Raw genomic sequence first — 23,091 nt, forward strand, 5'->3', positions numbered from 1 at the left:
CTTTATGCTTCCTTTCTATTATCGTCATCTGCGTGACAGGTTTTGGTTTCTATACAGAAAACTATAGCTCAGTTGACGTTAACGTGAAGTGGGCTAAGCTCAAGTAATGGATCTGACGTGTTATATGAGGCATGACCATGGAAGACCGACCATTAGCAACACTTGTGCTCGCAGAGCATGACAACCAATCGTTGGCTGTAGGGACGCTGTGTGCAATTAAAGCGGCATTTGAGATTAAGGATGATGATAAATCGCTTCCTGTTTCTGTGTTGCTTATTGGTTATCAGTGCCAATCAGTTTTGGATGAGTTGAATTGTGTTCAAGGTGTTGCAGAAATTATCTGGGTTGATGCGAAGGGATATGAACATGGATTAGCGGAAAATATCGCACCTTTGATCTCACAAGTAGCCAAAAACTACTCACACATTCTTTCTCCTGCCAGTACATTTGGTAAGAATGTGATGCCTCGTGTGGCGGCGTTGCTTAATGTTGGTCAACTTTCTGACGTGATGACAATCGAGTCTATCGATACGGTGATTCGTCCAATTTATGCTGGAAATGCATTGGCGAGAGTCACGTCGAATGATCCCTATAAAGTGATGACCATAAGAAGTACGGCTTTTGATGCCGCAGAGCTATCTGACACGCCAGTTGTCCCTAAGCTTACTCAAGTCGACACGGTGATTATCAATAAACTTAGTGAGTTTGTTTCGCAACAAACGCCAGAAAGTGAGCGACCAGAATTGCCAGCGGCTAGAGTAGTGGTGTCGGGGGGGCGTGCATTCGGGAGTAAAGAGAAGTTTGTTTTAGTAGAACAATTGGCTGACAAGCTAGGTGGAGCGGTAGGGGCGTCACGAGCGGCGGTCGATGCGGGCTATGTGTCTAATGACCATCAAGTTGGGCAAACCGGCAAAATTGTTGCACCGGAGTTATACATTGCCGTCGGAATTTCTGGCGCGATCCAGCATTTGGCGGGAATGAAAGATTCCAAGGTGATTGTTGCAATTAATAGCGATCCTGATGCGCCTATTTTTGACATTGCAGATTATGGATTGGTCGGCGATTTGTTTGTGGTAATGCCTGAGCTGTTAGAGAAGCTGTAGATATAGTCTTGTTCCCTAAAACAAAAGGCTTCCAAATTGGAAGCCTTTATCATTTGATTTTTATAAGTTACTTTTCGCTCGGACGTTGCAGGTGCTCTGCAAGTACTTTCGTAAACCTTGCAGCTTCACCACCAGTACAAGCGCGATGATCAAACGTTACGGATAGCGGCATTGCTTTCACCGAAATTGCTTGACCGTTTCTTATCACTACTCGGTCGAGTATTCGGCCCGCGCCGACAATAGCGACTTGTGGCGGTGTGACGACAGGTGTTGCGTAAATACCGGCAATCGCGCCGAAGTTGGAAAGCGTAATCGTCGCGTGCTGCAATTGCTCACGACCGATTTTTCTCTCTCTGATCCCTTCAACGGTTTGATCGAGCCAACGACGAACATCTTGTGGCTCGTATTCATCTGCGTGGCGCAAGACTGGTACGTACAATCCATGACGGCTATCTACTGCAATTCCTACATTGACCGTTGTGTGTACACAGCGTGTCATGGTTTCGGCATCAAACCAAGCGTTTAAAGCAGGCTCTTCTTGACACGCATGAACAATCGCTTGAACAAGGCGGATACTGATATCTTCGTTTGGCAGCCAATCTTCCAACAACGCTTCTTCCGTAATGGTTACGGCAGCAACATGTTCGTGCGATTCGGTCATAGACGATACCATGGTACGTCGAGCACCTTTCAAAACTTCGGTGCCTGGACGCTGTTTTCCGGCTTCGTCGTAAATATCGGTATCAACGATAAGTCCGTTCGGGCCACTACCTGACACGAGGTTAAGATCTACCCCAAGTTTTTGTGCCAACAAGCGAGCCGAAGGCAGGGCGGTAACGAGGTTACTTTCTGTCGTGTTGTGGTTGCCACCAATCCAGAAATCATCAACGTTAACATGATGCGCTTGGTGAGAAACGCTACCGACGACGGTTGCGGCGTCAGCAGTGGCTTTTTTCTCTGCCGTTACTTCTCTCCCGGCACCTGTTTCATCAATCTCTAGCAGTAATGCACCAATATTGACGATTTCACCTTCCTCACCATGACGGCTGACCACACGGCCCGAATAGGGGGCAGGGACGTCGACCGTCGCTTTTGCTGTCTCTACGGTTAAGATCACTTGATCTAATTTAACCATGTCACCGACATTAACGTGCCATTTTACAATTTCTGATTCAGCGAGGCCTTCGCCGAGATCGGGTAAGTTAAACGTCTTCATTTCCAATCCTCCACGAGTTCGCGCGCTGCGGTCACAATGTCTTCTTTCTGAACCATGAAATAATCTTCGTTACGGTAATAAGGCATAATGGTGTCCATTCCAGTTACTCGTTTAGGTGGGGCTTTAAGTAAGCACATGGCATGTTCAGCGGTTCGAGCTAATAGCTCAGAGCCCACACCACAAGTTTTACTCGCTTCATGAACAACGAGTAAACGTCCAGTTTTTTCTAGTGAGCTGAAAATCGTCGCGGTATCAATTGGCTTAATACTCGCCAAATCAATCACCTCGACTTCAATCCCCTGACTAGACAAGGTTTGCGCGGCCTGAAGTGACTCTACGACGCATGCGCCCCAAGTAACGAGCGTGATATCTCGCCCCTTACGCAAGGTGAAGCAGGTGTCGAGTGGGAGTGCTTCGCCGTTATCAACGACTTCAGATTTAACGGTGCGATATATGCGCTTCGGTTCGAAGAACATGACGGGATCATTGCTTCTAATTGCAGCGAGAAGTAAGCCGTATGCGCGTTGTGGAGAAGAAGGAATCACCACTTTAAATCCAGCAGTGTGAGCAAATAGCGCTTCCACGCTTTCTGAGTGGTGTTCCGGAGCGTGGATACCGCCGCCAAATGGCGCACGAAAAACCGCGGGACAAGTGAGCCGACCGCGAGTTCTGTTACGCATTCGAGCCGCGTGGCACATTAAGTGCTCCATCGCAGGAAAAACGAAACCTTGAAACTGAAATTCGGCGACAGGTCGTAATCCTTGCGTTGCCATACCGACCGCAACCCCGCCGATTAAGGCTTCAGCGAGTGGCGTATCGATGACTCGTTTAAGACCAAACTCTTGCTTGAGTCCAACAGTGGCACGAAATACACCACCATTATCGCCCACGTCTTCACCTAATACGACAACATTGGGGTCTTGTTGCATTTCGTGGTGCAGGGCAAGGTTTACTGCTTCAACCAACGTTAGCTCAGCCATGTCTGCCTCCCTGCATTCTCATTGCCTTGTTGATGAGTTCATCTCTTTGTGCATGAAGCTCTTGAGGTAGCGATTCATACAAATAATCGAAACCGGTTTCTGGTGCTTGTGGCGGTAAGCTCAGATAGCGTTCAACAGCTAACTCTACTTGCTCTTTACAGTAATCTAGCCATTGCTGTTCTTGTTCGTCGCTCCAAGCGCCTTGATTAAGGAGATACGTTTTAAGACGTGCGATAGGTTCGTATTGCCATGCGGTTTGAACATCATCTTCTTTACGATAACGAGTCGCATCATCGGCCGTAGTGTGGTCACTCAGTCGGTAACTCACCGCTTCGATGAGTGTTGCGCCTTTCCCTTTTCTTGCTCTCTCAAGGGCGGTTTTAGTTGCATCATAAACGGCGACGACATCGTTACCATCGACAGTAATACCCGGTATACCTGCACCTTGCGCTTTTTCTGATAAGAAATCGGCGGCACATTGGAGACTACGCGGCACTGAAATTGCCCACTGGTTATTGTTTACGACGAAAACAAGTGGAATATTCCAAGTACCTGCGCAGTTTATTGACTCAAGAAAGTCCCCTTTGGATGTACCACCATCGCCGCACATGACTAGCGCAGCTTCATGGTTACCTTGAATTTTTAGCGCGGAAGCCACCCCGACAGCATGCGTACATTGCGTCGCTATGGGTACACAGTAGGGAAGGTCTCGGCTAGGAACCGGACTGCCTTCAGGAGCAAAATCACTCCCGCGCTCATCGCCACCCCAGTATTGAAGGTTCTTTTCCATGCCAATGCCACGACACCACATCGCAGGCATATCGCGGTAGTAAGGGACAAACACATCATCGGCTTTAAGTGCTCTGCCGACCGCAATGCCTATGGCTTCCGCGCCTAAGTGTGAGGGATAGGTCCCTAGCTTACCGGTGCGTTGCAAGGCAACTGCTTTGTTGTCGTAAGTGCGAGTTAATACCATATCTCGGTAAAACCCGACCAATGTTTCAGTGTCAGCCCAGTTGGGTAGTTGGCCGACTAGGTCCCCACGATGGTCGATAAACCGATGCATGGGTAATGCCTGAACGTTCATCTCAAGCTCCTTTTGACGCTGCGGGTCTTTTGGACTGCAGCTGTTCATACAAAACCAGAGTTTGTATGGGTACTCAAACTCTGATATCAGCGCAAAGGCCATACCTAAGGTTGCGTGTGCTTTCGATAGCGGTAGGCATCTGTTCGTCCCTTAAACTATTTGTCGATAACATCGCTGCGAATATTTCACCGCAAGATACAGAGAAAGGCTTTTCTGTATCTAACCCTCTAACTAAATCGTGGTATAGCCAGATACAATAAGTGTAAACAAATTGTTAAATTATGCTTCATTTTGACTTTCGCTCAGTAGTAAAGTTTTGCTTACACCCTGATTTTGCAGAGTAATATGCTGCTATTTTGTTGGTGGTATTTTTAAACTCGAATTTAATTACTGGTTAATGAAACATATTTGCAACAAAATTTGGCTGTAAAATTTGACAAAGTGAGTCATTATTAATGAATCAACTCAAACAGTTGCTATATGATGAATTGCAAATTTTTGTTGTGCTCGAAGCCTCGACCTTATGAGAATGCATAACTTCTTCCCAACTGAGTGGAATCAAGGTAGGGTGACGGCATTACAAATGTATACCCTCGGCAGTCCTTGAGCTTATCCAAAGTAGGTGGTGCTCAAGTGGAAGTGATTATGGAGAAGTTATGTACCACGCTCATGTTTATTTTCCCCTAAGAGAACAAGATAAAGCGCAAGCCTTGAACGAGATCATCCGTCAAGAGCGTCAAGATGTGCTGCGTGTGTTTCCATTAGTTGGAAGGTTAGTTGGCCCACACAAGATGCCGATGTTTGAAATTCACCTAGAATCATTGAGTGAAGAGTTCTTGGCGTGGCTTGATACGATTCGAGGCGATTTTTCTGTGCTTATTCACCCAGTAAGCGAAGAAGAGTTGCTCGATCACACAGAACACGCGATTTGGTTGGGCAGAGAGATTGGTGTATTTGAAGAAAAGTTAGAGAAATAGTTGCTCCTCTTGCCCATGCATGGCCGCTTTGAATCCTTCTCTTCTCATTGCGGTCACAGCTTCTGCTTAACGCCTCATCTTCATTGATGGGTGCGGAATCCCTCTCTTACGCTTTGCTGTAGCTATTTTTGTGCTAAACCTAAAAGTAGGCTTTCGAACTTCACACAAAGCGTGAAAATGTCGCTGTATAGTATGCCGTTGAATGAATTTTGGTGGTAATAAAATAATAAGTCTTTGATAAATCAAATAGGTATAGCAGGGAAGTGCAGTTTACGACCCCAACGCCATTGGCAGTGGCGCCGATAATTTCTGAGGGGGAAGGGTATGTTTTCAATACTCTTGGTTATACTTGCACTCTATATATTTTGGCTGTTGTTTCGCAACGGGCCTGAGTTTGCCGGGCGTACCGCCCAAAAAAAGCGTGACTGGGTTGGGCCTACCGCCAACAAAGAAGAGTGGCGAGGATTTTGTACGGATGTATTTCAGCCGTTCAGTTCTCAAACAACTTTCTACGCCATTGCTTATTTTGCCAATTACGTAGCAGCAGCGAACGCAATATCTTGGTCAACGATATACGAAGGCGATTATCCGGTCATCATAAGCCGATTTGGTAGCTACTTCATTTTAAGTACGCATGATGCACTGGTCGTAGCTGGGTTTATTGCGCTTGCTTTCTTTATCATTAATTGGCAACTTGCCATGCGCTGCTCTGGTATTCTTAGCCAGTATCTAGTGCGGATTCTTATTATTAATCAAAAGCGCTTTGTCGCGATTAGCTTGGTGTTTTGCAGCTACTTTTCGTACCTACTGACGCTTGGTATATTCTGGCTGTTCCATGATGGGTATTCAATCTGGCATGGATTAATGCTTAGCCCCGTGTTCCTGTTGTTAGCTTTACTGGTAGCGGTTGTTGTGCCATCTGCAAAAAGAGAAAGTAGTGTACCTTAGATAGGTTTTCCACGTTAAATTACACTTGATTTTGGGATAGTAATTCTTATGCCATTAAGTTAGCATTGCCAGCTTTTTAACGGTCAAAAGGCCACTAATCAGTGGGACAGTGGGAGAAACAATGTTTATCGGCTTTGACTATGGTACTGCAAACTGTTCAGTGGCTAAAATGGAATCGGGTGATCCAGTACTGCTTAATCTAGAAGGAAACAGCCCTTTTATTCCTTCCACCCTTGCTGCACCGACTCGTGAATCGGTATCCGAGCATTTATTTCGCCATCGAGATATTAAACCATTAGATCAAGTTGGTGAGCAGGTTTTACGCCGGGCAATCAATTTAAACCGAGAAGAAAGTATTGACTTAGAATCCGACGACATCGCGTTTGGTCAGGCTGCACTTAATCTCTATTTGGAAGATCCTCGCGATATCTATTATGTGAAATCGCCGAAGTCTTTTCTTGGTGCATCTGGCTTGCGTGATGTGCAATTGGCTTTCTTCGAAGACCTTGTCTGCGCGATGATGGACAATATTAAGTCTCAAGCCGAAAACGATGCGCAGCAAAGTATTACCGATGCTGTGATCGGCAGACCAATTAACTTTCACGGGCGTGGCGGTGAAACGGCTAACATTCAGGCTGAACGCATTTTGTTGCGGGCAGCGAAACGTGCGGGCTTCCAAAATGTGGAGTTTCAGTTTGAGCCTGTCGCGGCGGGCCTAGAGTATGAAGCGACACTCAGCGAAGATAAAATCATTCTAGTAGTCGATATTGGCGGTGGTACAACGGACTGTTCGTTGATCCAAATGGGACCGTCTTGGCGCGGCAAAGCAGATAGGACCGCAAGCTTGTTAGCTCACAGTGGCCAGCGTGTCGGCGGGAATGATCTTGATATCGCGCTAGCATTTAAGCAGCTCATGTTCCCTTTTGGCATGGGAAGTAAAATGGAGTCAGGCATTGTGATGCCGACTACCCAATTCTGGAACCCGATAGCAATCAATAATGTAGAAGCGCAGAGTGACTTCTATTCGCGAGAGAACCTATCAGCGTTAAAGTTGCTTCAAAAGCAGGCTCAAGAGCCAGAAAAACTTGCTCGTTTGCTAGAGGTGTATCATGAGTCTTTAGGCTACAACATTGTTCGCCGTGCCGAAGAGGCAAAAGTGGCACTTTCAGAACAAGCTTCTTACCGAACTGGCATCAACTTACTATCAGAAACGATTGAAGTTGATGTACAACGTGACGAAATGATCGAAGCGATCCAGTCGCCAAAGAATAAAATGACGGCGTTGGTGACAGAAGCGGTAGAGCAAGCTGGAGTTAAACCCGATGCTATCTTTATGACTGGAGGTTCGGCACGCTCGCCAATCTTGCGCGATGCGGTGCAAACCGTACTGCCAAGTATTCCGGTTGTCAGTGGAAACTATTTTGGCTCAGTAACTGCCGGCTTAGCTCGTTGGGCTGAGGTTTGTTTCAAGTAGAAAGAAAGCCGATTAACCGTGGGTCTTTGTTGCCAAACTTATGATTTCATTTAGGCTTGCCAAGTGATGGTTGGATAACTTTGTCGAGAGGTTGAGTTTTAAGCGGGTAGGGAACCTTTTTAGGATCTTAAGTCTTTCAAGGTCATTCTGAATAGCGAGGAACGAGCGTGATTTAGAATCTCTTGCCCGAGCACGCTGTTATGATATATGACGCCGTTTCGCCAAGCGTTATTCATCACCATTGTTCTGAAGAGTCGAGTTAGGACCTGTTGGATAATGATTTTGACTAAGCTGAGATAAAAATGCCCGCTAAATCAGCGGGCACTTTTGTTTGCGTCATTAATGATGCATGTGTTTTTCCATCTGGCCTTGTTTCTCAACCGCCATTTCCACTTCAACCTTACCTGCGTTTTTAAAGGTTAATGTCATAGGGAAGCGGTCACCCTCTTTAAGAGTTTGTGTTGGATTGAAAATCATTAAATGGAAGCTGCCTGGCTTAAACAACACTGAGTCATTGGCTGGAACGCGCACTTCGTCAATCTTAATCATTTTCATCACACCATCTTCTTTCTTGTGCGTGTGAATTTCGACATGCCCTGCGATTGGGCTTTCTGCTGCGATCAATGCATCTTCACTGTCACCGTGGTTGGTTAATTGAAAAAAACCACCGATAACAGGTGCGTTTGGTGGCGCTTCGCGGCTCCATGGATGGTCGATATGAATTTTTCCTGCTTCATAATCGTGCGCTAAACTCAGTGGGCTAGCGATGACAGCAATAAGCGCGATAGCGGCGGTTTTAAATGATTTAAGCATGTGTTTTTCCTTTTGAATGAATAGCTTCTCTGAATGGACAACAAACAGAGTCATCGTTATTTTTGAATAAAGTTGTCAATGATTAGATGCCTGTTAGGCAGGAAAAACACTCGGCGGAGATTGCTTAGGCGCGATGTGTTTGTAAACGAACTTATCGCATTTTGAAAAATGATAAGTCGTCAGTGCATACTTTACTCGGCGCAGCCAATGGATGGTTGTCAGGTAAAGCCCAATCGCAACCAGAAGAAAGAATTGAACAGCTTGAAGAAGCGGACATTCAAACTGAAAGCCGTCGTGTAAGTTAAGATCTTGGATGAGCTTAGAAGAAGATTGAGCGTTAGCCTCAATCAACGTATTGATATCCACCCATTTGAAACCATCTGCGGTACACAGTAAAACCTTTTCACTTTGGACTTTGTTGAGCCAAGTTGTGCTGTGAACTTGTGTAGGATTAAGAGCGGCTGTGGACGCTAAATACAACTGAAACAACACCGCGATAATAACCGCAATAGCGTGCAAGCGATGGTGTTTGTGCTGTATTAGAGTGTTTTCCATACAATTGAGTGCTTATCTTCTTCGGCGCGGGATACTAACAAATTAACCAAACAATGTAATTATCAGTTTACTAAAAGGTGATGCAAGTGTGCATTATTTGTTTTGTTGCCTATTTTTAACGCTTTAATTTCTTGATTCGGCTGACATTCACAACCTCCAATTCAACTTGTCAGTCTTGCTTAGTCGCTTCTGAAGATACCGAATTAATCTCTCTTATATGTCACTGAAGCTTCGGTTAGTGGGTGTCGTGGTGGTGTTTTTACGTGCTAGATTTGGCTGATATCGATTCAAAATGCACACCGAATCTTCACTTGTTTTCCATTAACGGAATTATGACAGTAATTTAATAAAGGATACGGTATTCTGCGCTCCTTTGTACATGCCAGAAACGTCCGTCCTACTTAGTCGGAGGGGCGATTAATCTTAAGAAATTTCTCAAATGAAATACGAACAACAGATTGGATATCGATACCCTAAAGGTCGATTTGCCATGGTGAGTGTATATGCATTCACCGGTGCTGCGATTTTAGCATCGACTATTTTTTCTCTATTGCTATTTTTGTCTATCGACGAAAACCCGATGATGCAAACCTTATTTGGTGGTTTAGCGATCATTTTTGAAGCGGGTAAATTTTACGCTTGGTATGAATACGGTGAGCGCCGAGCCCATCGCAACTACACAGGAGCAGCAACCGCTCTCGTGTTTTATTTAGTTTTAGCTGCGATTTCCATTGGCGGTAGTATTGGCGGGATTAATAGTGCAACCAATAGTGCACAAAGTCATATTTCGGTAGAGCAGGCGAAAGTGGAAGCGTTTAATCGTCAGATTGCGGCAATCGATAAGCAGATTGAGCTCAACAATATGGCAGCGCAGAAATACATCGAGATGGAGCGTATCGCGACTGGTGTAACTCGCATTCAGGATCAAAACAAAACCTTACGTGAAGAGCAGCAACGCTTGGCTATGGAGCGTGATAGTTTACCGCCGGTTACGCAAGGCTCAGTGATTGGTTTGATTGATAGCCTAGCCAACGCATTTGGTACTACCTCTCAGCAAGCTCAGCTTGGCTTGGTTGTATTTCTTTCGATTCTTTTGGACTTCTTTGCTGCATTTTTTGTTGGCTTGATTGGTGAAGAGCAACGGTTCCGATATTTCTATCGCAGAAATGAGGGCATGATATTGAAAACAGTTCGCGATATAGACCCAGCGCCTGCGGGTTATCTTCCTCATATAAAAGAGGAAGAAGAGCAAGAAATACCAGCTGCGCCGGAGCCAGAAGAACCAAAGGAACCGAAAACCTTGTTAGAGCAAGTTAGCGATGCACTTAAAACGCATCAAATTACGTGCACCAAAAAAGCCGTTGCTAAACAGTTTAGGCTGTCTGCGGAAGAGGTAGACAAGGTATTTGAAGAATTGGCAGAGCTCGGTTTAGTGGGGAAAAAAGCCAACCACCATTATCATTGGATAGGTGAAGCAGAGACCGCATAATTGGTTATCTATTAAAGTTCGGAAAGAGCGTCAATCGGCGCTCTTTTTTTTGGGAGGGGGGAGTTTCGCTATTAAAGTTAACTACAAGAAAGCGTATCAATCTTTATTGAGCTTTTTGGTTACGTCTTTCACCGTTTTCTTCTCTTTTTCCGGTGTCATTGCATCAACAGCTTTACCCGCCATCCCTTCATCTGGCAATTTGTCTTTTCCTGCATCAACTGCGGTATCTTTCAGTGCCTCTTTAGGCGTACAGCGCCCCCCAACACCAACCACGGCTTTTGTCGCAGCGGCTTTAGCTGCCTTTTCTGCATCGCAGTCAGGATCCATCACGCTAGCTAAGCTCGTGGCTGAACCAAAAAACAAGATTAACAAAATGAGGTTGCGTTTTTTCATAGTTGTCACCAATGTTGTGAAACATAGGTAAAGTGTAACGGAGAGAAAAGGTTTTGGCTGAGAATTTGTTGGTTTGAGCTTGGGAAGCAAAGTAAGGTAAAAAGAAAAAGTGCCATCGAAGTGACACTTTTTCTTAAGCGTAGAAGGGATTAGTTGTCGTAAACGTCTAACTCCACTTCACGGGCAATATTTTGGTCGTTAATGATCACACCTTCGACTTCGACACGAGCACCATTTAGGTTAAGTTCTTCGATGCCTTGGAAGCGTGTTTGTGCATCAATCACAACGGTCGTGTTGTTTAGCAATTGATCTGCGTCGTTTTCGCAACGCTCGATTTCAAATGTTCTTGCTTCAGCATCGTAGTTTGATACGTATCCTTCACATTCAAATTCTTTACCTTGCCATTGGTTGTTATCGTCAAAGTCTGGTTGCTCAAACTCAATAACGGTAGCGATGCGTTTGCCATTTTTCATGACAGACGTTACTTCCACTTCTTGGCCTTGTTTTAGGTTCGCTTTGCTGCCGTCTTCAAATCGTGTTGCGTTATCGATGAAGAATGCTCCTCGGTAGTTTAGAGAGAACTCACTATAATCCTTGGCAACCCAAGTCACGATACCTTCCACATCGCTGTCATTTTTTAGATCGTCGTAGTCTTCAACTTGTACCTCATGTGCCATGAAGATACCGTTTTGCATTTCACCTTCTACTTCCACCCATTGGCCGATGCTAAGTTGGCTAATGTTGTCGTAAGATACGGTTATATTTGTACCAAGCTCAAACGTGCCAGCATTTTCATCGGTACTAGTAATGCGACCTTCCAGTTCGTAGTAGCTTCCAAGGGCTGGGTAATCGTTATCTACGTCGATTTCGACCACAGACAACACTCGATAACCCGCATCAGCAGTTGGCAATGATGACACCATCACCCAGTCGTTGACCTCTATATCATCACTTAAACCGTCAAACTGCAGATCTACGCCGTTTACCGTAAATGTTTTCTTCACATGATCAATCGCTGTGACACGTCCTGTAATGGTTGGTTCAAGTGTGACTCGGACGCCATTATTCGAAGCTTGCCGAATATCTGACCCCACGCGAACCACCATTTTTGGTTTTACATCGGCCAGTTGCACTTGTGTGTCGTCATAAACCACCTCAGACACACGATACGTATGTCCATTGACGGTTAACGTGCTTTCTTCAGCGTTGACCGCTTCAACAGAGCCAATCGCTACACTTGGTTTCACTGCTGGTTGAGTTGATGTGCTATCGCTATTGCTGCCACCACCTGAACCACCACAACCAGACAATGCCAAACCTACTACAGAAATAAGAGCGAGTTTTTTCATTGTATTAACCTCAATTTACGAGCGAGTTTAGGAAATTGCCTGTATCTTATTGGGCATATCGTGAAGAGATCGTGAAGAAATGTGATTTTATGAAAATTTTAATTGTAGATGACAACCATAACGTCTCGGAGACGATTGCAGACTATCTTGAGCTAGAAGGCATGATTATCGATTGTGCGTTTCATGGAGAGGCTGCGATTAAGTTAATCGAGGAAAATCATTACGATGTAATCATCATGGATATCATGATGCCGAAGCTCGATGGCATCAGTACGGTACAGAAGCTTCGACAAGATAAGTTATGTGGAACGCCAATTCTCTTCCTAACGGCAAAAGATACGCTAGAGGACAAAATCGCGGCTTTTAAAGCGGGGGGAGATGATTATTTAATGAAGCCATTTGCGATGGAAGAGCTCAGTTTGCGTGTTCATGCTTTGGCTAATCGTGGTCCAAGACAAGATATCGGAACGCTCAAATTTGCAGATATTTGTTTAGATGCGCGGACAGGAAAAGTAACGAGAAAAGACAAAGAAATTAAGCTGAGTCGAATTCAAACTAAAATTTTAAAATTGCTCCTCCAACGTGCTCCAGCAGCGGTCACGCGCACAGAAGTGATCGATAGTGTGTGGGGAGACGAACCACCCGGAAGTGATGCACTTCGTAGCCATATTTACGGTTTAAGAACCGCGCTAGACAAAGGTTTTGAAGAATCACGATTAGAGACTATTCATGGACAAGGTTACCGACTTAAAGCATAACGAATATCCAAGCATTTATCGCAAGATCCGTTGGGGTTTTGGGGTCATGACGTTTGTGATGTTTACTCTTTTTTGGTCGCTGATTTATGTGGCAGAAAACAAACTGGAAGTGCTGAGTTTACATCACTGGCTAGATACTGAAGCTGCGCTTTATAGTGAGAATTTCGAGAAACAGGGCTGGGATGCGCCATTGCCAAACGTATTGGAATTCAACTCATATTGGAGTGAAGCACCGACACCCGATTGGTTGCTCTCTTTTACTTCACCTGGTTTTTACGAATACCTGCTTGGTGAAGAAGACAAACACTTTGTTGTATTGAACCACCCCTCAGGGAAGGGGCTTATGTACATTGTATTTCAAGATGACTCAGATGATTACTTGGACGAATACGAAAGCTCGCTGCATCAGTTTACGCTGCTGCTCGGTGGTTTGTTTTCATTTGTCATGGTTGGGTATGGCATTTACATGGTGCGAATATTGTCTCGGCCATTAGCGCAAATTGAAGACAAAATTAGCCAAATGTCACCGGATCAACCCGCTTTCCAAGTTGAAACTAAGTTCAGCGAAACACGCCAGATAGAGCAGACTTTGCTGGATAATAAGAACGATATCGCGGGCTATTTCAAACGAGAACAAGAATTTAGCCGTTTTGCATCGCATGAGTTGAGAACGCCAATCATGGTGATTAAAGGCTCAACAGACATTCTGACGCGTCTTCCTGATCAACCTCGAGTTGCGCAAAAAGCCATCACGAGGATGCAGTCAGCTTGTGACGAGATGCGTGTACTGACAGAAGCGTTTCTCTTACTTGGTAAAGAGAAAATAGAGCCTCAACATTACGGAGAGCATCAGCTTCTTACTTGTTTACAAAAACAACTGGAAGAGCTGGCTCCTTTATTTGCCAAGCAAGATTCGAACTACGCTTTGCACGAACAACATAGTGGTGTAGTGAAGGCACCAGAGAGTTTTGTGACCATTGTTATCAACAATCTGATTAAAAACGCCTTTAGCTATAGTGTGGGAGATATTGAAATTGAGTTGAAAGGTCATGCGCTTAAGATCCTAAACCGTCACGATGGCAACGAGACGTACAACGCTGGTTATGGTTGTGGGCTTGTTATCGTACAACGAATATGTGAACGGATGGGGTGGGCGTTAGTACTGGACGATGATGGTGTTCGATTTAGTGCAAAAGTGGAGTTCTGCTCTTAGCTTTGCGCGTATTGATTCAAGTGAGAATTAACGCTCTGGATTTTTCTTGTCGTACGCATCTAACCCGTAGTCAAACAAGAAAAAACTGGAATTTGAATTAGACTGAAGTTAGTGAAGCGGAAACTCGAGGAACCGTTATGCTCTCTTATCAGGTCAGCCGAAGTATTGAAATTAATAAGAATCAAAGTGAAATTATTGGCTATCTCAAGAACTTCAATAACTGGCCCAGCTGGTCACCATGGATCATTCTTGAACCAAGCTGCGAGCTGACATTCAGTGATAATCAGGGCCACGTTGGAGCTGGTTATCAATGGAATGGTCAGCGTATTGGGACTGGCGCGATTGTACTGGAAAGTACTCAAGAGCATCGATTAGATATGGAGCTACATTTCTTTCGCCCAATCAAGAGCCATGGAAAGGTGACTCTAATCGTGACGCCGTCACAAAATGGCTGTTTAGTCGAATGGCAAATGCAATCTCGCGTCCCTTGGTATCTGTTCTTTCTGAAAAGTATGTTTAAGTCGATGATAGAGATGGATTATCAACGTGGGTTACGCATGCTCAAAAGTAAGCTTGAAACCGGAAGAGTGCATTCAGACTTAGTCGAAATAGGTAACCGAACGTTGCCTCAAATTCATTACATTGGGATCAAGGGTGTGGCTAGCTTGCAGGAATTAGGTTCGGTAATTGAGAAGCATGTTCAGCAACTAGAACAGTTAATTAGTGACGAAACCCTATCCGTGAATGGTGAATTGTTTTGTTATTACCAGTCGATGGATATGCAGAAAGGTACATTCGAGTTTATCACTTGCTTTCCTCTTCATAACTCAGTACCAGCGCCTCAAGGGGCGGTTACCGGTACCATTCCTGAGAGTGAAACATTTGTCGTTGAACACCGAGGTGAATATCAGTTTTTGGGAAATGCATGGGCTTTAGCGATGAACTTGGTTCGTCAGAGTGGTATGAAAGTCAAAACCAGTCCTTTAGGAATCGAACGCTATCTGAATAGCCCGAAGGAAACCACGGAAGAAGAGCTAAGAACGGAAATTATTTTGTTTAAGAAATGACAGGCGCAGGCGAGTAGGGTGTTTAGGTATCATACTGGTTATGCGAAATGTTATTAAAGAATAATAGCCTATCTGTTCCTACCCATAAAAATGCCTCAGCAATCGCTGAGGCATGGTTTTACAGGCCAACTTCTCTTGTTAGAGAATTATTGTGCACGGTATTTACCGCTGTTTAGTTCAATTTTAGACGCTTTTACCCGGCTGTCTGCGTTTAGGTAGTCGCTAATACTTAGTAGATCTTGATCTTGAGATGCTTTTAACACCGCTGATTCCCCCTCTGCGAAGATAACTTCTAATTTTAACTCTTTGGCGACTGCTTTCGCTTCGTTAGGATTGTTTACGGTGATATAAACCAGTCCAGTGGCTTTGGATACGTTACTAAACGCATTCTTAAACACCTCATCACCCGCTTGAAGTTTTACGTCTTCAGATAGGGTTCTAACAGTGCCAGTTTGCACTTTTCGATAATCTTGGCCATTAATCTCAACCGCTTCTGATGGCACAAACAGTTCTGGTGCAGGTTGTTGAGAGAGCTGTTGCTCAGCGTATACACTCGACGTCATGATAACGAGAGCCAGCATAGAAAATGATTTGTATTTCATGTTATTGACTCCTTTAGTGTCCAAATATGCGCATCGACCAGTTCTTAATAACACCGGGCTGAGCGTTGTTTGCCATCGGAATGTCATAGATGGTGGAAGAGTTGAAATATGCAATGTAAGAATAGACTTCATCGCCGTTCGTATCTATTGCTCGCAACGTCCATTCGCCTTTTGCATCTTCGCCATAAAATTGGTTAGACAACATTAATTGATCTTTGTAGCCTGTAATCGTTGGATCAAGAGATTGACCAACAAGACCATTGCGCGGTGTTTGCAAAACGGAACGAGTCCCTGATGGCGAAATGAGCTCGATAGCTAAGTCGGGCAGACGAGCGTGGTCCAATGTCAATGTCACTTGAACCGATTCTACTGTCAGCTCATCGGCAATGGCGATATTTGAAGAACCACCAACTAGACTTGCATCGGGTACACTTACTTCTGTAGCGCTATTAACCCATGGTGTAATGACTTGAGCTGGTAAAACACGATTCGTCATACGAGCACGTTGCATCGCTTCATCTAAATCTACAGCGCCGAAGCCATAAAAAGTATGGAAATCTACGCCTGCTGCGTTTTTCTGCCAAGGGGCAATGGCCTCGTAGCTAACCTGTTCGCCTTTATGGTTAGTAAATTCAAGCTGTACGCCTGGATGCGCTTTATCCGTTACTTTTGCTGTCTCCGCTAATAAAGCACGTACATCACGAGCAGAAAGTGCGTGGTTGGTTGACATTATTGCCGCGATGGCACCCGATGTGTTTGGCGCAGCCGATGAGGTTCCGTTCATCGTACTGGTATAGTTACAGTTCGGATCGAGCTCCGTTCCGCCGTGTAACCCATTAATGCCAAGGCCTTCACTGGTATTTTGCCCTTCTTCACAACCCATTAAATCAGTGGTGACCATAGCAGGGAAATCTTGCCCATATTCACCTGCTGGTGCTGCAACCCACACGTTCGAACCCACCGATGAGTAACTCGCTCTCGTACCATCCGCTCGCAGTGCACTAGTGACTAAATTGAAGTAATTGGCGTTATCATAAGACTGAGCAGAGTTGTGCATCGGTAAGCCTTGATTGTCTCCACCGGCAAAGAAGTTACTTGGCAATACGAAGAATCGCCCTGCATTGAAATAGCGGTAACCATTACCTGCTGACTTTACAAATACAGCACCTCGACCCCAGGCGTTACTCTCGCTGACGTTTTTCATCACGTCCATTTCAAGTTTTAGTTGAGGGTCGCTTTCATCAAAAGTAATCGGGTTTATAGGGCTGAAACCGTAACTTTGGTTAAATACGCGAACATCGCGTGTTGCTGGGTCCATGCCATGGGAGATTAACCAGCCTTCTAATGTCTGGTTGGCTAACCAGTTAAAACCGATGAGGGAAGAGTGAGAAGCGACACCGCGTCCGCCTTCACCGTTGTTGCCGACGGCGCTAATCAAACCGGCTACAGCAGTGCCATGACCATTAGTATCAACCGGATAACTTGGTGGGAATGAAGAGTCTTCGACGAAGTTTCTGCTACCTGTAACTATATTACCTGCAAGGTCGGGGTGATCGATCTGCACTCCAGAATCAATGACGGCAACTTTCACACCAACACCTGCAATCCCCATTGCCTGAGTGAGCCTAGTGTTTAAGTCGTTCCCAGCAACAGCAGGATTAGCCGCAAACGCAGTTTGCCCCGTGTTGTCTAAGTGCCATTGTTCAGAATAGAGTGGATCAAACGCCGAGACGGCAGGTGCAATGCCTACTGCCAACATAGCAGCAAATAGGCGATTAATGCGTATTTCCATTTTTGACCTCATGTCTTTGTTTGGAATTTTTTAGTTCCTGTTTCATATTCCGCTAACAGGAACAAACAAAGCTAACGACAAAGAATAAGGACGAAAACCATTTACAACTTGTTTACATTAAAAGTTCGATGGACAACATAAGTCTTTGTTAATTTACTGAAACCATGAGGTTTTTATATGTCGCATCGAACATGCATGAAAAATGAAAAGCAGAAAATACGAGTGTACCGTCTGCTTCAAGATGGTGGGTTATTTAGTTGAAGCGGGTTGAATAGTTGCGATTGGTTTCTTGGGTTCGGCTTTTTCCTTAGGCAGCACGTTATCAATCCACTTTTTAATGTACAACTTATCGAATTCTTTATCACACCACTTTTTGTTTAATCCACGTCGATTGAACTCAGCACCAATCGCCACTTTGGTTTGGTTAGTTGCACGGTTGTAGTAGAGAGTTTCACATAGTTGAGTGTTACTCATTTGCTGGGCATATACATTGACACTGCTGCTGCGCATTCCCAGTTGAGATGCTTGCTGATTACTACACGCCATAAGAAATAGAGGCGCAAAAGTAATAATGATTAGATTTTTTTTCATGTGTGCTTTTTTATGATGTAGGATGAATGATGAACTGGTTTCTACCAGCTTGCTTCGCATCATACAAAGCTTGGTCTGCCAAGAAAAACCACTGATCCCATTCTTGTTTAATTGTTTGTGCCGACAGTTTGTCCACTGCTCCAAGGGAAATTGTCGCGCTTAATGGTTTAGAGTCAACCACCAATGGCGTGTTTTCAACAGTATATCTCAATCGCTCCAAAAACTTAGTGCAATCTTCGGCTCGCTGTACTTCGAATAATAGGACAAACTCTTCTCCACCCCAACGAATGAGTAGGTCACCAGAGCGGGTGGATTCGTTAAATAGCGTGGCAATATGAGTCAGCATTTTATCGCCAATATCGTGTCCATATTGATCATTAAAGGTTTTGAAATGATCGACATCTAAAACGGCTAAGGCAAATGTTCTATCTGGGCTTCTACGAGCCATTTTGTCCAACCAAATGTGAAGATAGCGACGGTTATGCAATTGAGTTAATGGATCGGTAGTATTTTCTTGAGTGAGTGCTTTATTAATACGTCTAACGCGCAGTACGTAACGAAAACCAACGACTCCAATTGCCGCAATAGCGATAAAGTAGAACATTTCTCGATAGCGCTGTGAACGCAGTTCAGAGGCTTGTAGCGCATTTTTTGTTTCTAGCAATTTGAGTTCTTTCTGGGCTAACTTAGCTTCGAGGTCAAACTTAATGTTAATCATCTCTTCACCATGAATATGATGAGAAAACTCAGCCTCTAGCTCTCTTAATTGGGTTAAATAATGAAAAGCCGCTTCATAGTCATTAAGAATTTGATGAGCGTTTACCAGTACCGAAAGCATATCAATACGCTGACGCAGCTCTAATTCACTGGTTGATTTGGTTTGTTCTAGAACGTTAAGTGCTGTTGTAATAGCTTTATCGTATTGTTTGTTTGCGAGGTAAGCCTCTGCAAATGCCTCGTAACAAGACGTTTTTAGCATTTCTAGATTTTTTGGAATGGGCAGGTCTACGCAACGCTGTGCGACCATTAATGCATCATCAATTTTTCCTACCGAGCTCAACATTTGTGAAAAGCTGGATAAAGAGTGGTGCTTGACTGTGTCCGACCCCGTTTGCATTGAAAGTCGAATGGCTTCATTGAAATAATATTCCGCTTTTTTGTTATCTCCGAGGCTCGAGTGAACGATGCTAAGGTTTGCGTAGATAACCCCCATAAAAAAGCTATTATCGTATTGATATTCGCTCTCTAGGTAAGTGTCGAGAGCTTGCGTTAGGTAACTGTTGGCCCGAGCCCAATCTGATGCATCGATGTAGACCGTCCCAATGTTGTTCAGTGTCATCGCGACTTGTATTTCAAATACTGTTTTTTCTAATAACTCATAGGCATTGCGATAATATTTTAGGCCACTGCGTAGTTGATTTCGAGATACTTCTAGATTGCCTAACCAGCGGTAAGCACGGCCTTCTAATGCTAGATAACCAAGATCACGGGCTGTAGAAACAACGTCATGGAGTAACAATTCTGCGTTCCAGTTATCGTCTTGCTCAATCATTGTTACAGCCTTATTGAGCTGTGCTTCAGCGACGACCCATTCCAAATGGTGCTTTTTACCGAATTCGATTAAATCGGGCATATCTTTCGGTAATGGAACGCCTTCGTAACGCTTAAGGTACTTTCGTGCAAAGTAATACAGAGCAAGAGACTCCGCTGATGCATTCTGTGGCGCATTTAACTCATCTTTTTGAATTGATCGCGGCTTACCCATCGAGCGAAAGTAGAGTTTTAACATGGGCTTGCTTTCTGCTGAAATGTGTTCTTCCAGATAAGTTTGCTTTTCGGTACTCGCCAGTACGTTGGTGGGATGCAAGAAAAGTCCAAGTGCAGTACAAAGTGCGCAAGCCAGTGTTTTAATTGAGAAGTGCATGAGCGTATTAATAAAATGTGATCTCTTAACCGAATACCAGTTAAGTCTACCATTTCTTGTTGGTTAAGTGCGGATGGATTCCCAGTGGCAAAGTGTTTTAGGAGTGAGATACGAGAAGGATCTCTATAATATTATGATTTATAAAACAAAATCTATTGAAAACTTATGCAATGATTAGGCGATGGTATAGACAAGGTAACGATGACGGGTAGGCGAGCATATTCGGCGGACTCAATCTAATGATTTAAGCCGCGGATTCATCGCTCAAAATCAGGGCGAAGTGTAAAAAATTACGTTTCTGTCATAAATATTTAATGTTTGTATGGGTTGTTAAAAAACTGGATATTAGACATAGTGTTATTAAGCCAATAAAAAATGGCTTTTATAATAAATAGGAGATTAACTATGCATAATGAAATGATTCAACCTTCGCACTTCGGCATTATCGGCCGTACCTGCATCGCTTCAGTACTTATGATTGCGGGTGTTTTCGCTCTTATTTAAGAGTCAAGGGTAACGATGATTACCTTTTAAAGAGTAAGAAAATTCAGGGAATCACCTTAACCTTGTGTAAGGTATTCCCCTGAAAATCCAAGCTAGTCTTTAGTTATTAGCTGAAGAAGCTAAAAATCAATGCACTTACCGCCACAATGCCTGCTGCTAGAACAAAGTAAGTAGAGACATTTCCTCGATATTGTTTCATCGCCTCGATTTTATACACCGCTAACATTGGCATAATAAATAAGATCATTGCAATAACAGGCCCTGACAATGCTTCCATCATACCAAGAATACTTGGGTTCATGATCGCCGCCGCCCAGATTGAGAAGAACAGTGCTGCCACGCTGATACGATCAACACGCTTCTCAGATAGGTTAAAATGCTTGGTAATTAAACCATTTAAGCTTTCACGCGCACCTAAAAAATGCCCAAGGAAAGATGAAGTGATAGCAACAAACGCTACTAAAGGACCAAGTGTTGCAATAAATGGATTATCGGTTGCGTTCGCTAGGTAAGACAATACGGATACGTTTTGTTCTTTTGCTTGAGCCAATTGTTCAGGTGACAGTGTTAGCACACAGGAAAATACAAAAATAAGAACAAAGGCAATCAGCATGATGCTAGTGCGGCGAAGAATAACTTCGGATTTGGCATCTGCCTGCTTACCGTAATGGCGACGTTGTACATTTGCAAAGCTTGAAATTGCAGCTGCGTGACTAAACGAGAAAATCACTACAGGAACTGCTAACCACATAGTGCTAGCAAAAGCTGACGCTTCTGGCACATCCATGACAGGCATGGTCCAGTTCGGTATTAAGTAAAATGATAGAAAGGCAAGAATGGCAACAAGTGGGAACACCATAATGGCAAAGGCCCGTAGCATTACTTTTTCACCCGCCATCATAATAGCAATTAGTGCAAACACTAGTACGCCAGAAAGCAAAGGTCTAGGTAAAGAAGCCATATCAGCCTGATTTACCATGAAGCTATCTACTGTGTTTGTTATTCCAACACCATATATCAACAGGATCGGGAAGATCGAAAGAAAATACAGCAGTGAAATAGAACGGCCTGCTTTTGCGCCGAAGTGCTCTTCCACTACATCAGTGAAGTCTGCGTTTTTGATCTTAGAAGATAGTACAAAACGAGCTAAGCCACGGTGCGCAAGATAGGTCATTGGAAAAGCAAGTACTGCCATCGCGACTAAAGGCCAAAAACCACCAATCCCAAGGTTAATTGGCAGAAACAGGATGCCTGCGCCAACGGCTGTTCCAAATAGGCTAAGAACCCAATGTGTATCATGTTTTGACCAAGCTGTGGTTGTGTTTATTTCACTAGGATTTAAGGCATTTCGAGATTCTTTCACTTTAAAACTCGCTTTTATAAAAATAATAATGCTGAAAATGGTAAAGGTTTTAGTGTTTATTATCACATGCGAAGCTTGGTGAATAATGCTGTGGATTTGGGGTGGTTGTAAATTATCCAACTATGAATTTTTCAATAAACCAGAATAAAGTTCTTAATTTTAATGTATTTAATGGTTGTATGTGTTGAAATTTTAATATTGTGTGGTTTTTGATTTTGCGGTTAAAACTTAATCACGGATGTATGTTCTAAGTGAGTTAGGCCTAATTTTCAGGAAGAATATTACATTTCTTAAGCACTTAATTGAGATGTTTGTGTCCCGTCATTTAGATGAGATTTAGGTATACTGCTGCCATTCATGTTAAAGAAGGAGTCATTGAATGGACATTTTGTCTGCGCAAAAAGAGGACTTATTTGCCATATATAAGCTCGAAAATACTTTATTTGGAGAACACGCCTATCCTCAATTTTTCTTTCGGCAAGCTTTTGATTGTTGGGGAGAGAGTTTACTGGTAGCAAAAGAGGGAGAGCAGGTCGCAGGGTATATATTGCTAACGACTAGCACAAATGCACATCAATATTGGATCATGTCATTGGCCGTCGATATTCAACATAGAGGTAAAGGTATTGCGCGTTCCCTCCTAGAAAACGTTATTGCGTCGTTGACGTTAGGCTCAAGCGTGAAATTGACTGTCGATCCTAAGAACCAACCTGCATTGTCTTTATACCTCTCCCTTGGCTTTAAAACGTTAGAAGAAGAAGCGCATTATTTTGGTGACGAAGAATCCAGGTTAGTTATGGAATTAGTAAAGTAATACTGCACGATAATGACCGAAATTTGCACACAATCAGTGCGTAGCATTATGTTGCTATAATTGGTTTTAATATAACCCG

22 protein-coding genes are annotated in these 23,091 nt (G+C 43.9%); 10 read left to right on the forward strand and 12 right to left on the reverse strand.

The window, feature by feature from the left end:
• Window positions 1-137: 137 nt before the first annotated feature.
• Complete coding sequence (locus R7E47_RS03810; protein ID WP_005375829.1) at window positions 138-1,103, forward strand: electron transfer flavoprotein subunit alpha/FixB family protein; 966 nt, start codon at window positions 138-140, stop codon at window positions 1,101-1,103.
• Window positions 1,104-1,170: 67 nt separating this feature from the next.
• Here R7E47_RS03810 and R7E47_RS03815 read toward each other — a convergent pair whose 3' ends face one another.
• Genes R7E47_RS03815 through pdhA form a run of 3 tightly spaced genes read right to left on the reverse strand, consistent with a single transcriptional unit; the run spans window position 1,171 to window position 4,386 of the window.
• A complete protein-coding gene (locus tag R7E47_RS03815; RefSeq protein ID WP_285386096.1) occupies window positions 1,171-2,319 on the reverse strand; it encodes a dihydrolipoamide acetyltransferase family protein in 1,149 nt (382 codons plus the stop codon).
• Window positions 2,316-3,299: an alpha-ketoacid dehydrogenase subunit beta gene (locus tag R7E47_RS03820; RefSeq protein WP_042521051.1), complete on the reverse strand. Its 984-nt coding sequence runs from the start codon at window positions 3,297-3,299 to the stop codon at window positions 2,316-2,318. Before R7E47_RS03820 ends, R7E47_RS03815 begins: the two co-directional genes overlap by 4 nt.
• Entirely contained in the window at window positions 3,292-4,386 is a 1,095-nt protein-coding gene (gene pdhA, locus R7E47_RS03825) for a pyruvate dehydrogenase (acetyl-transferring) E1 component subunit alpha (RefSeq protein WP_025998586.1), read from the reverse strand. The genes R7E47_RS03820 and pdhA overlap by 8 nt, the downstream gene beginning before the upstream one ends.
• A gap of 65 nt (window positions 4,387-4,451) precedes the next feature.
• Between pdhA and R7E47_RS03830 the strand changes: the two genes are divergently transcribed.
• From R7E47_RS03830 to yegD, 4 genes are all read left to right on the forward strand, one after another.
• Complete coding sequence (locus R7E47_RS03830) at window positions 4,452-4,646, forward strand: hypothetical protein (RefSeq protein ID WP_147289583.1); 195 nt, start codon at window positions 4,452-4,454, stop codon at window positions 4,644-4,646.
• A 396-nt stretch (window positions 4,647-5,042) separates the two neighbouring features.
• Window positions 5,043-5,363: a DOPA 4,5-dioxygenase family protein gene (locus R7E47_RS03835; protein WP_115386690.1), complete on the forward strand. Its 321-nt coding sequence runs from the start codon at window positions 5,043-5,045 to the stop codon at window positions 5,361-5,363.
• A 324-nt stretch (window positions 5,364-5,687) separates the two neighbouring features.
• Entirely contained in the window at window positions 5,688-6,311 is a 624-nt protein-coding gene (locus R7E47_RS03840) for a hypothetical protein (RefSeq protein ID WP_005375837.1), read from the forward strand.
• 121 nt (window positions 6,312-6,432) lie between these two features.
• Window positions 6,433-7,785, forward strand: a complete 1,353-nt coding sequence (gene yegD / locus R7E47_RS03845; protein WP_005375838.1) for a molecular chaperone — start codon at window positions 6,433-6,435, stop codon at window positions 7,783-7,785.
• A 339-nt stretch (window positions 7,786-8,124) separates the two neighbouring features.
• On the opposite strand, the gene R7E47_RS03850 is transcribed toward yegD, so the two are convergent.
• Both R7E47_RS03850 and R7E47_RS03855 read right to left on the reverse strand, forming a co-directional pair.
• Complete coding sequence (locus R7E47_RS03850) at window positions 8,125-8,598, reverse strand: copper chaperone PCu(A)C (RefSeq protein WP_318083775.1); 474 nt, start codon at window positions 8,596-8,598, stop codon at window positions 8,125-8,127.
• Window positions 8,599-8,691: 93 nt separating this feature from the next.
• The gene (locus R7E47_RS03855) at window positions 8,692-9,153 is read right to left on the reverse strand and encodes a hypothetical protein (RefSeq protein WP_318083777.1); all 462 of its coding nucleotides are present in this window, start codon (window positions 9,151-9,153) and stop codon (window positions 8,692-8,694) included.
• Between the two features lie 439 nt (window positions 9,154-9,592).
• On the opposite strand from R7E47_RS03855, the gene R7E47_RS03860 reads away from it, so the two are divergent.
• On the forward strand, window positions 9,593-10,642 hold the full coding sequence (locus R7E47_RS03860; protein WP_017634220.1) for a hypothetical protein: 1,050 nt from the start codon (window positions 9,593-9,595) through the stop codon (window positions 10,640-10,642).
• Between the two features lie 96 nt (window positions 10,643-10,738).
• Here R7E47_RS03860 and R7E47_RS03865 read toward each other — a convergent pair whose 3' ends face one another.
• The gene (locus R7E47_RS03865) at window positions 10,739-11,035 is read right to left on the reverse strand and encodes a hypothetical protein (protein WP_017634219.1); all 297 of its coding nucleotides are present in this window, start codon (window positions 11,033-11,035) and stop codon (window positions 10,739-10,741) included.
• 149 nt (window positions 11,036-11,184) lie between these two features.
• Window positions 11,185-12,384 carry a DUF5666 domain-containing protein gene (locus R7E47_RS03870; protein ID WP_104976574.1) on the reverse strand — a complete coding sequence of 400 codons (1,200 nt, stop codon included), beginning with the start codon at window positions 12,382-12,384 and terminating at the stop codon, window positions 11,185-11,187.
• An 89-nt stretch (window positions 12,385-12,473) separates the two neighbouring features.
• Here R7E47_RS03870 and R7E47_RS03875 point away from each other — a divergent pair, with 89 nt between their 5' ends.
• From R7E47_RS03875 to R7E47_RS03885, 3 genes are all read left to right on the forward strand, one after another.
• A complete protein-coding gene (locus R7E47_RS03875) occupies window positions 12,474-13,142 on the forward strand; it encodes a response regulator transcription factor (RefSeq protein ID WP_025998582.1) in 669 nt (222 codons plus the stop codon).
• Window positions 13,114-14,355 carry a sensor histidine kinase gene (locus tag R7E47_RS03880; RefSeq protein ID WP_017634216.1) on the forward strand — a complete coding sequence of 414 codons (1,242 nt, stop codon included), beginning with the start codon at window positions 13,114-13,116 and terminating at the stop codon, window positions 14,353-14,355. The genes R7E47_RS03875 and R7E47_RS03880 overlap by 29 nt, the downstream gene beginning before the upstream one ends.
• A gap of 137 nt (window positions 14,356-14,492) precedes the next feature.
• On the forward strand, window positions 14,493-15,422 hold the full coding sequence (locus R7E47_RS03885; protein WP_017820241.1) for an SRPBCC family protein: 930 nt from the start codon (window positions 14,493-14,495) through the stop codon (window positions 15,420-15,422).
• A 146-nt stretch (window positions 15,423-15,568) separates the two neighbouring features.
• Here the strand turns inward: R7E47_RS03885 and R7E47_RS03890 are convergent, their stop codons facing one another.
• The 5 genes from R7E47_RS03890 to R7E47_RS03910 form a co-directional block, all read right to left on the reverse strand.
• Window positions 15,569-16,024, reverse strand: coding sequence for a hypothetical protein (locus tag R7E47_RS03890; RefSeq protein WP_025767689.1), 456 nt, complete (start codon window positions 16,022-16,024; stop codon window positions 15,569-15,571).
• Window positions 16,025-16,037: 13 nt separating this feature from the next.
• Window positions 16,038-17,816, reverse strand: a complete 1,779-nt coding sequence (locus R7E47_RS03895; protein ID WP_318083779.1) for a S8 family peptidase — start codon at window positions 17,814-17,816, stop codon at window positions 16,038-16,040.
• Window positions 17,817-18,065: 249 nt separating this feature from the next.
• Window positions 18,066-18,407: a hypothetical protein gene (locus tag R7E47_RS03900; RefSeq protein ID WP_025767691.1), complete on the reverse strand. Its 342-nt coding sequence runs from the start codon at window positions 18,405-18,407 to the stop codon at window positions 18,066-18,068.
• A gap of 10 nt (window positions 18,408-18,417) precedes the next feature.
• On the reverse strand, window positions 18,418-20,331 hold the full coding sequence (locus tag R7E47_RS03905; protein ID WP_318083781.1) for a tetratricopeptide repeat-containing diguanylate cyclase: 1,914 nt from the start codon (window positions 20,329-20,331) through the stop codon (window positions 18,418-18,420).
• 610 nt (window positions 20,332-20,941) lie between these two features.
• Window positions 20,942-22,198: an aromatic amino acid transport family protein gene (locus R7E47_RS03910; RefSeq protein ID WP_005375868.1), complete on the reverse strand. Its 1,257-nt coding sequence runs from the start codon at window positions 22,196-22,198 to the stop codon at window positions 20,942-20,944.
• Between the two features lie 379 nt (window positions 22,199-22,577).
• Between R7E47_RS03910 and R7E47_RS03915 the strand changes: the two genes are divergently transcribed.
• Window positions 22,578-23,012 (forward strand): GNAT family N-acetyltransferase, encoded by a 435-nt coding sequence (locus R7E47_RS03915; RefSeq protein ID WP_017634213.1) that lies wholly within the window; start codon window positions 22,578-22,580, stop codon window positions 23,010-23,012.
• Window positions 23,013-23,091 lie beyond the last annotated feature (79 nt).

It is taken from the genome of Vibrio sp. Vb1026 (assembly GCF_033338745.1).
Lineage (GTDB): Bacteria > Pseudomonadota > Gammaproteobacteria > Enterobacterales > Vibrionaceae > Vibrio > Vibrio alginolyticus.

What these genes read in the sequence shown, in the direction of transcription:
- R7E47_RS03810 (WP_005375829.1), top strand. Translation starts at nt 138, where the DNA reads ATGGAAGACCGACCATTAGCAACACTTGTGCTCGCAGAGCATGACAAC.
- R7E47_RS03815 (WP_285386096.1), bottom strand. Translation starts at nt 2,319, where the DNA reads ATGAAGACGTTTAACTTACCCGATCTCGGCGAAGGCCTCGCTGAATCA.
- R7E47_RS03820 (WP_042521051.1), bottom strand. Translation starts at nt 3,299, where the DNA reads ATGGCTGAGCTAACGTTGGTTGAAGCAGTAAACCTTGCCCTGCACCAC.
- pdhA (WP_025998586.1), bottom strand. Translation starts at nt 4,386, where the DNA reads ATGAACGTTCAGGCATTACCCATGCATCGGTTTATCGACCATCGTGGG.
- R7E47_RS03830 (WP_147289583.1), top strand. Translation starts at nt 4,452, where the DNA reads ATGGGTACTCAAACTCTGATATCAGCGCAAAGGCCATACCTAAGGTTG.
- R7E47_RS03835 (WP_115386690.1), top strand. Translation starts at nt 5,043, where the DNA reads ATGTACCACGCTCATGTTTATTTTCCCCTAAGAGAACAAGATAAAGCG.
- R7E47_RS03840 (WP_005375837.1), top strand. Translation starts at nt 5,688, where the DNA reads ATGTTTTCAATACTCTTGGTTATACTTGCACTCTATATATTTTGGCTG.
- yegD (WP_005375838.1), top strand. Translation starts at nt 6,433, where the DNA reads ATGTTTATCGGCTTTGACTATGGTACTGCAAACTGTTCAGTGGCTAAA.
- R7E47_RS03850 (WP_318083775.1), bottom strand. Translation starts at nt 8,598, where the DNA reads ATGCTTAAATCATTTAAAACCGCCGCTATCGCGCTTATTGCTGTCATC.
- R7E47_RS03855 (WP_318083777.1), bottom strand. Translation starts at nt 9,153, where the DNA reads ATGGAAAACACTCTAATACAGCACAAACACCATCGCTTGCACGCTATT.
- R7E47_RS03860 (WP_017634220.1), top strand. Translation starts at nt 9,593, where the DNA reads ATGAAATACGAACAACAGATTGGATATCGATACCCTAAAGGTCGATTT.
- R7E47_RS03865 (WP_017634219.1), bottom strand. Translation starts at nt 11,035, where the DNA reads ATGAAAAAACGCAACCTCATTTTGTTAATCTTGTTTTTTGGTTCAGCC.
- R7E47_RS03870 (WP_104976574.1), bottom strand. Translation starts at nt 12,384, where the DNA reads ATGAAAAAACTCGCTCTTATTTCTGTAGTAGGTTTGGCATTGTCTGGT.
- R7E47_RS03875 (WP_025998582.1), top strand. Translation starts at nt 12,474, where the DNA reads ATGAAAATTTTAATTGTAGATGACAACCATAACGTCTCGGAGACGATT.
- R7E47_RS03880 (WP_017634216.1), top strand. Translation starts at nt 13,114, where the DNA reads ATGGACAAGGTTACCGACTTAAAGCATAACGAATATCCAAGCATTTAT.
- R7E47_RS03885 (WP_017820241.1), top strand. Translation starts at nt 14,493, where the DNA reads ATGCTCTCTTATCAGGTCAGCCGAAGTATTGAAATTAATAAGAATCAA.
- R7E47_RS03890 (WP_025767689.1), bottom strand. Translation starts at nt 16,024, where the DNA reads ATGAAATACAAATCATTTTCTATGCTGGCTCTCGTTATCATGACGTCG.
- R7E47_RS03895 (WP_318083779.1), bottom strand. Translation starts at nt 17,816, where the DNA reads ATGGAAATACGCATTAATCGCCTATTTGCTGCTATGTTGGCAGTAGGC.
- R7E47_RS03900 (WP_025767691.1), bottom strand. Translation starts at nt 18,407, where the DNA reads ATGAAAAAAAATCTAATCATTATTACTTTTGCGCCTCTATTTCTTATG.
- R7E47_RS03905 (WP_318083781.1), bottom strand. Translation starts at nt 20,331, where the DNA reads ATGCACTTCTCAATTAAAACACTGGCTTGCGCACTTTGTACTGCACTT.
- R7E47_RS03915 (WP_017634213.1), top strand. Translation starts at nt 22,578, where the DNA reads ATGGACATTTTGTCTGCGCAAAAAGAGGACTTATTTGCCATATATAAG.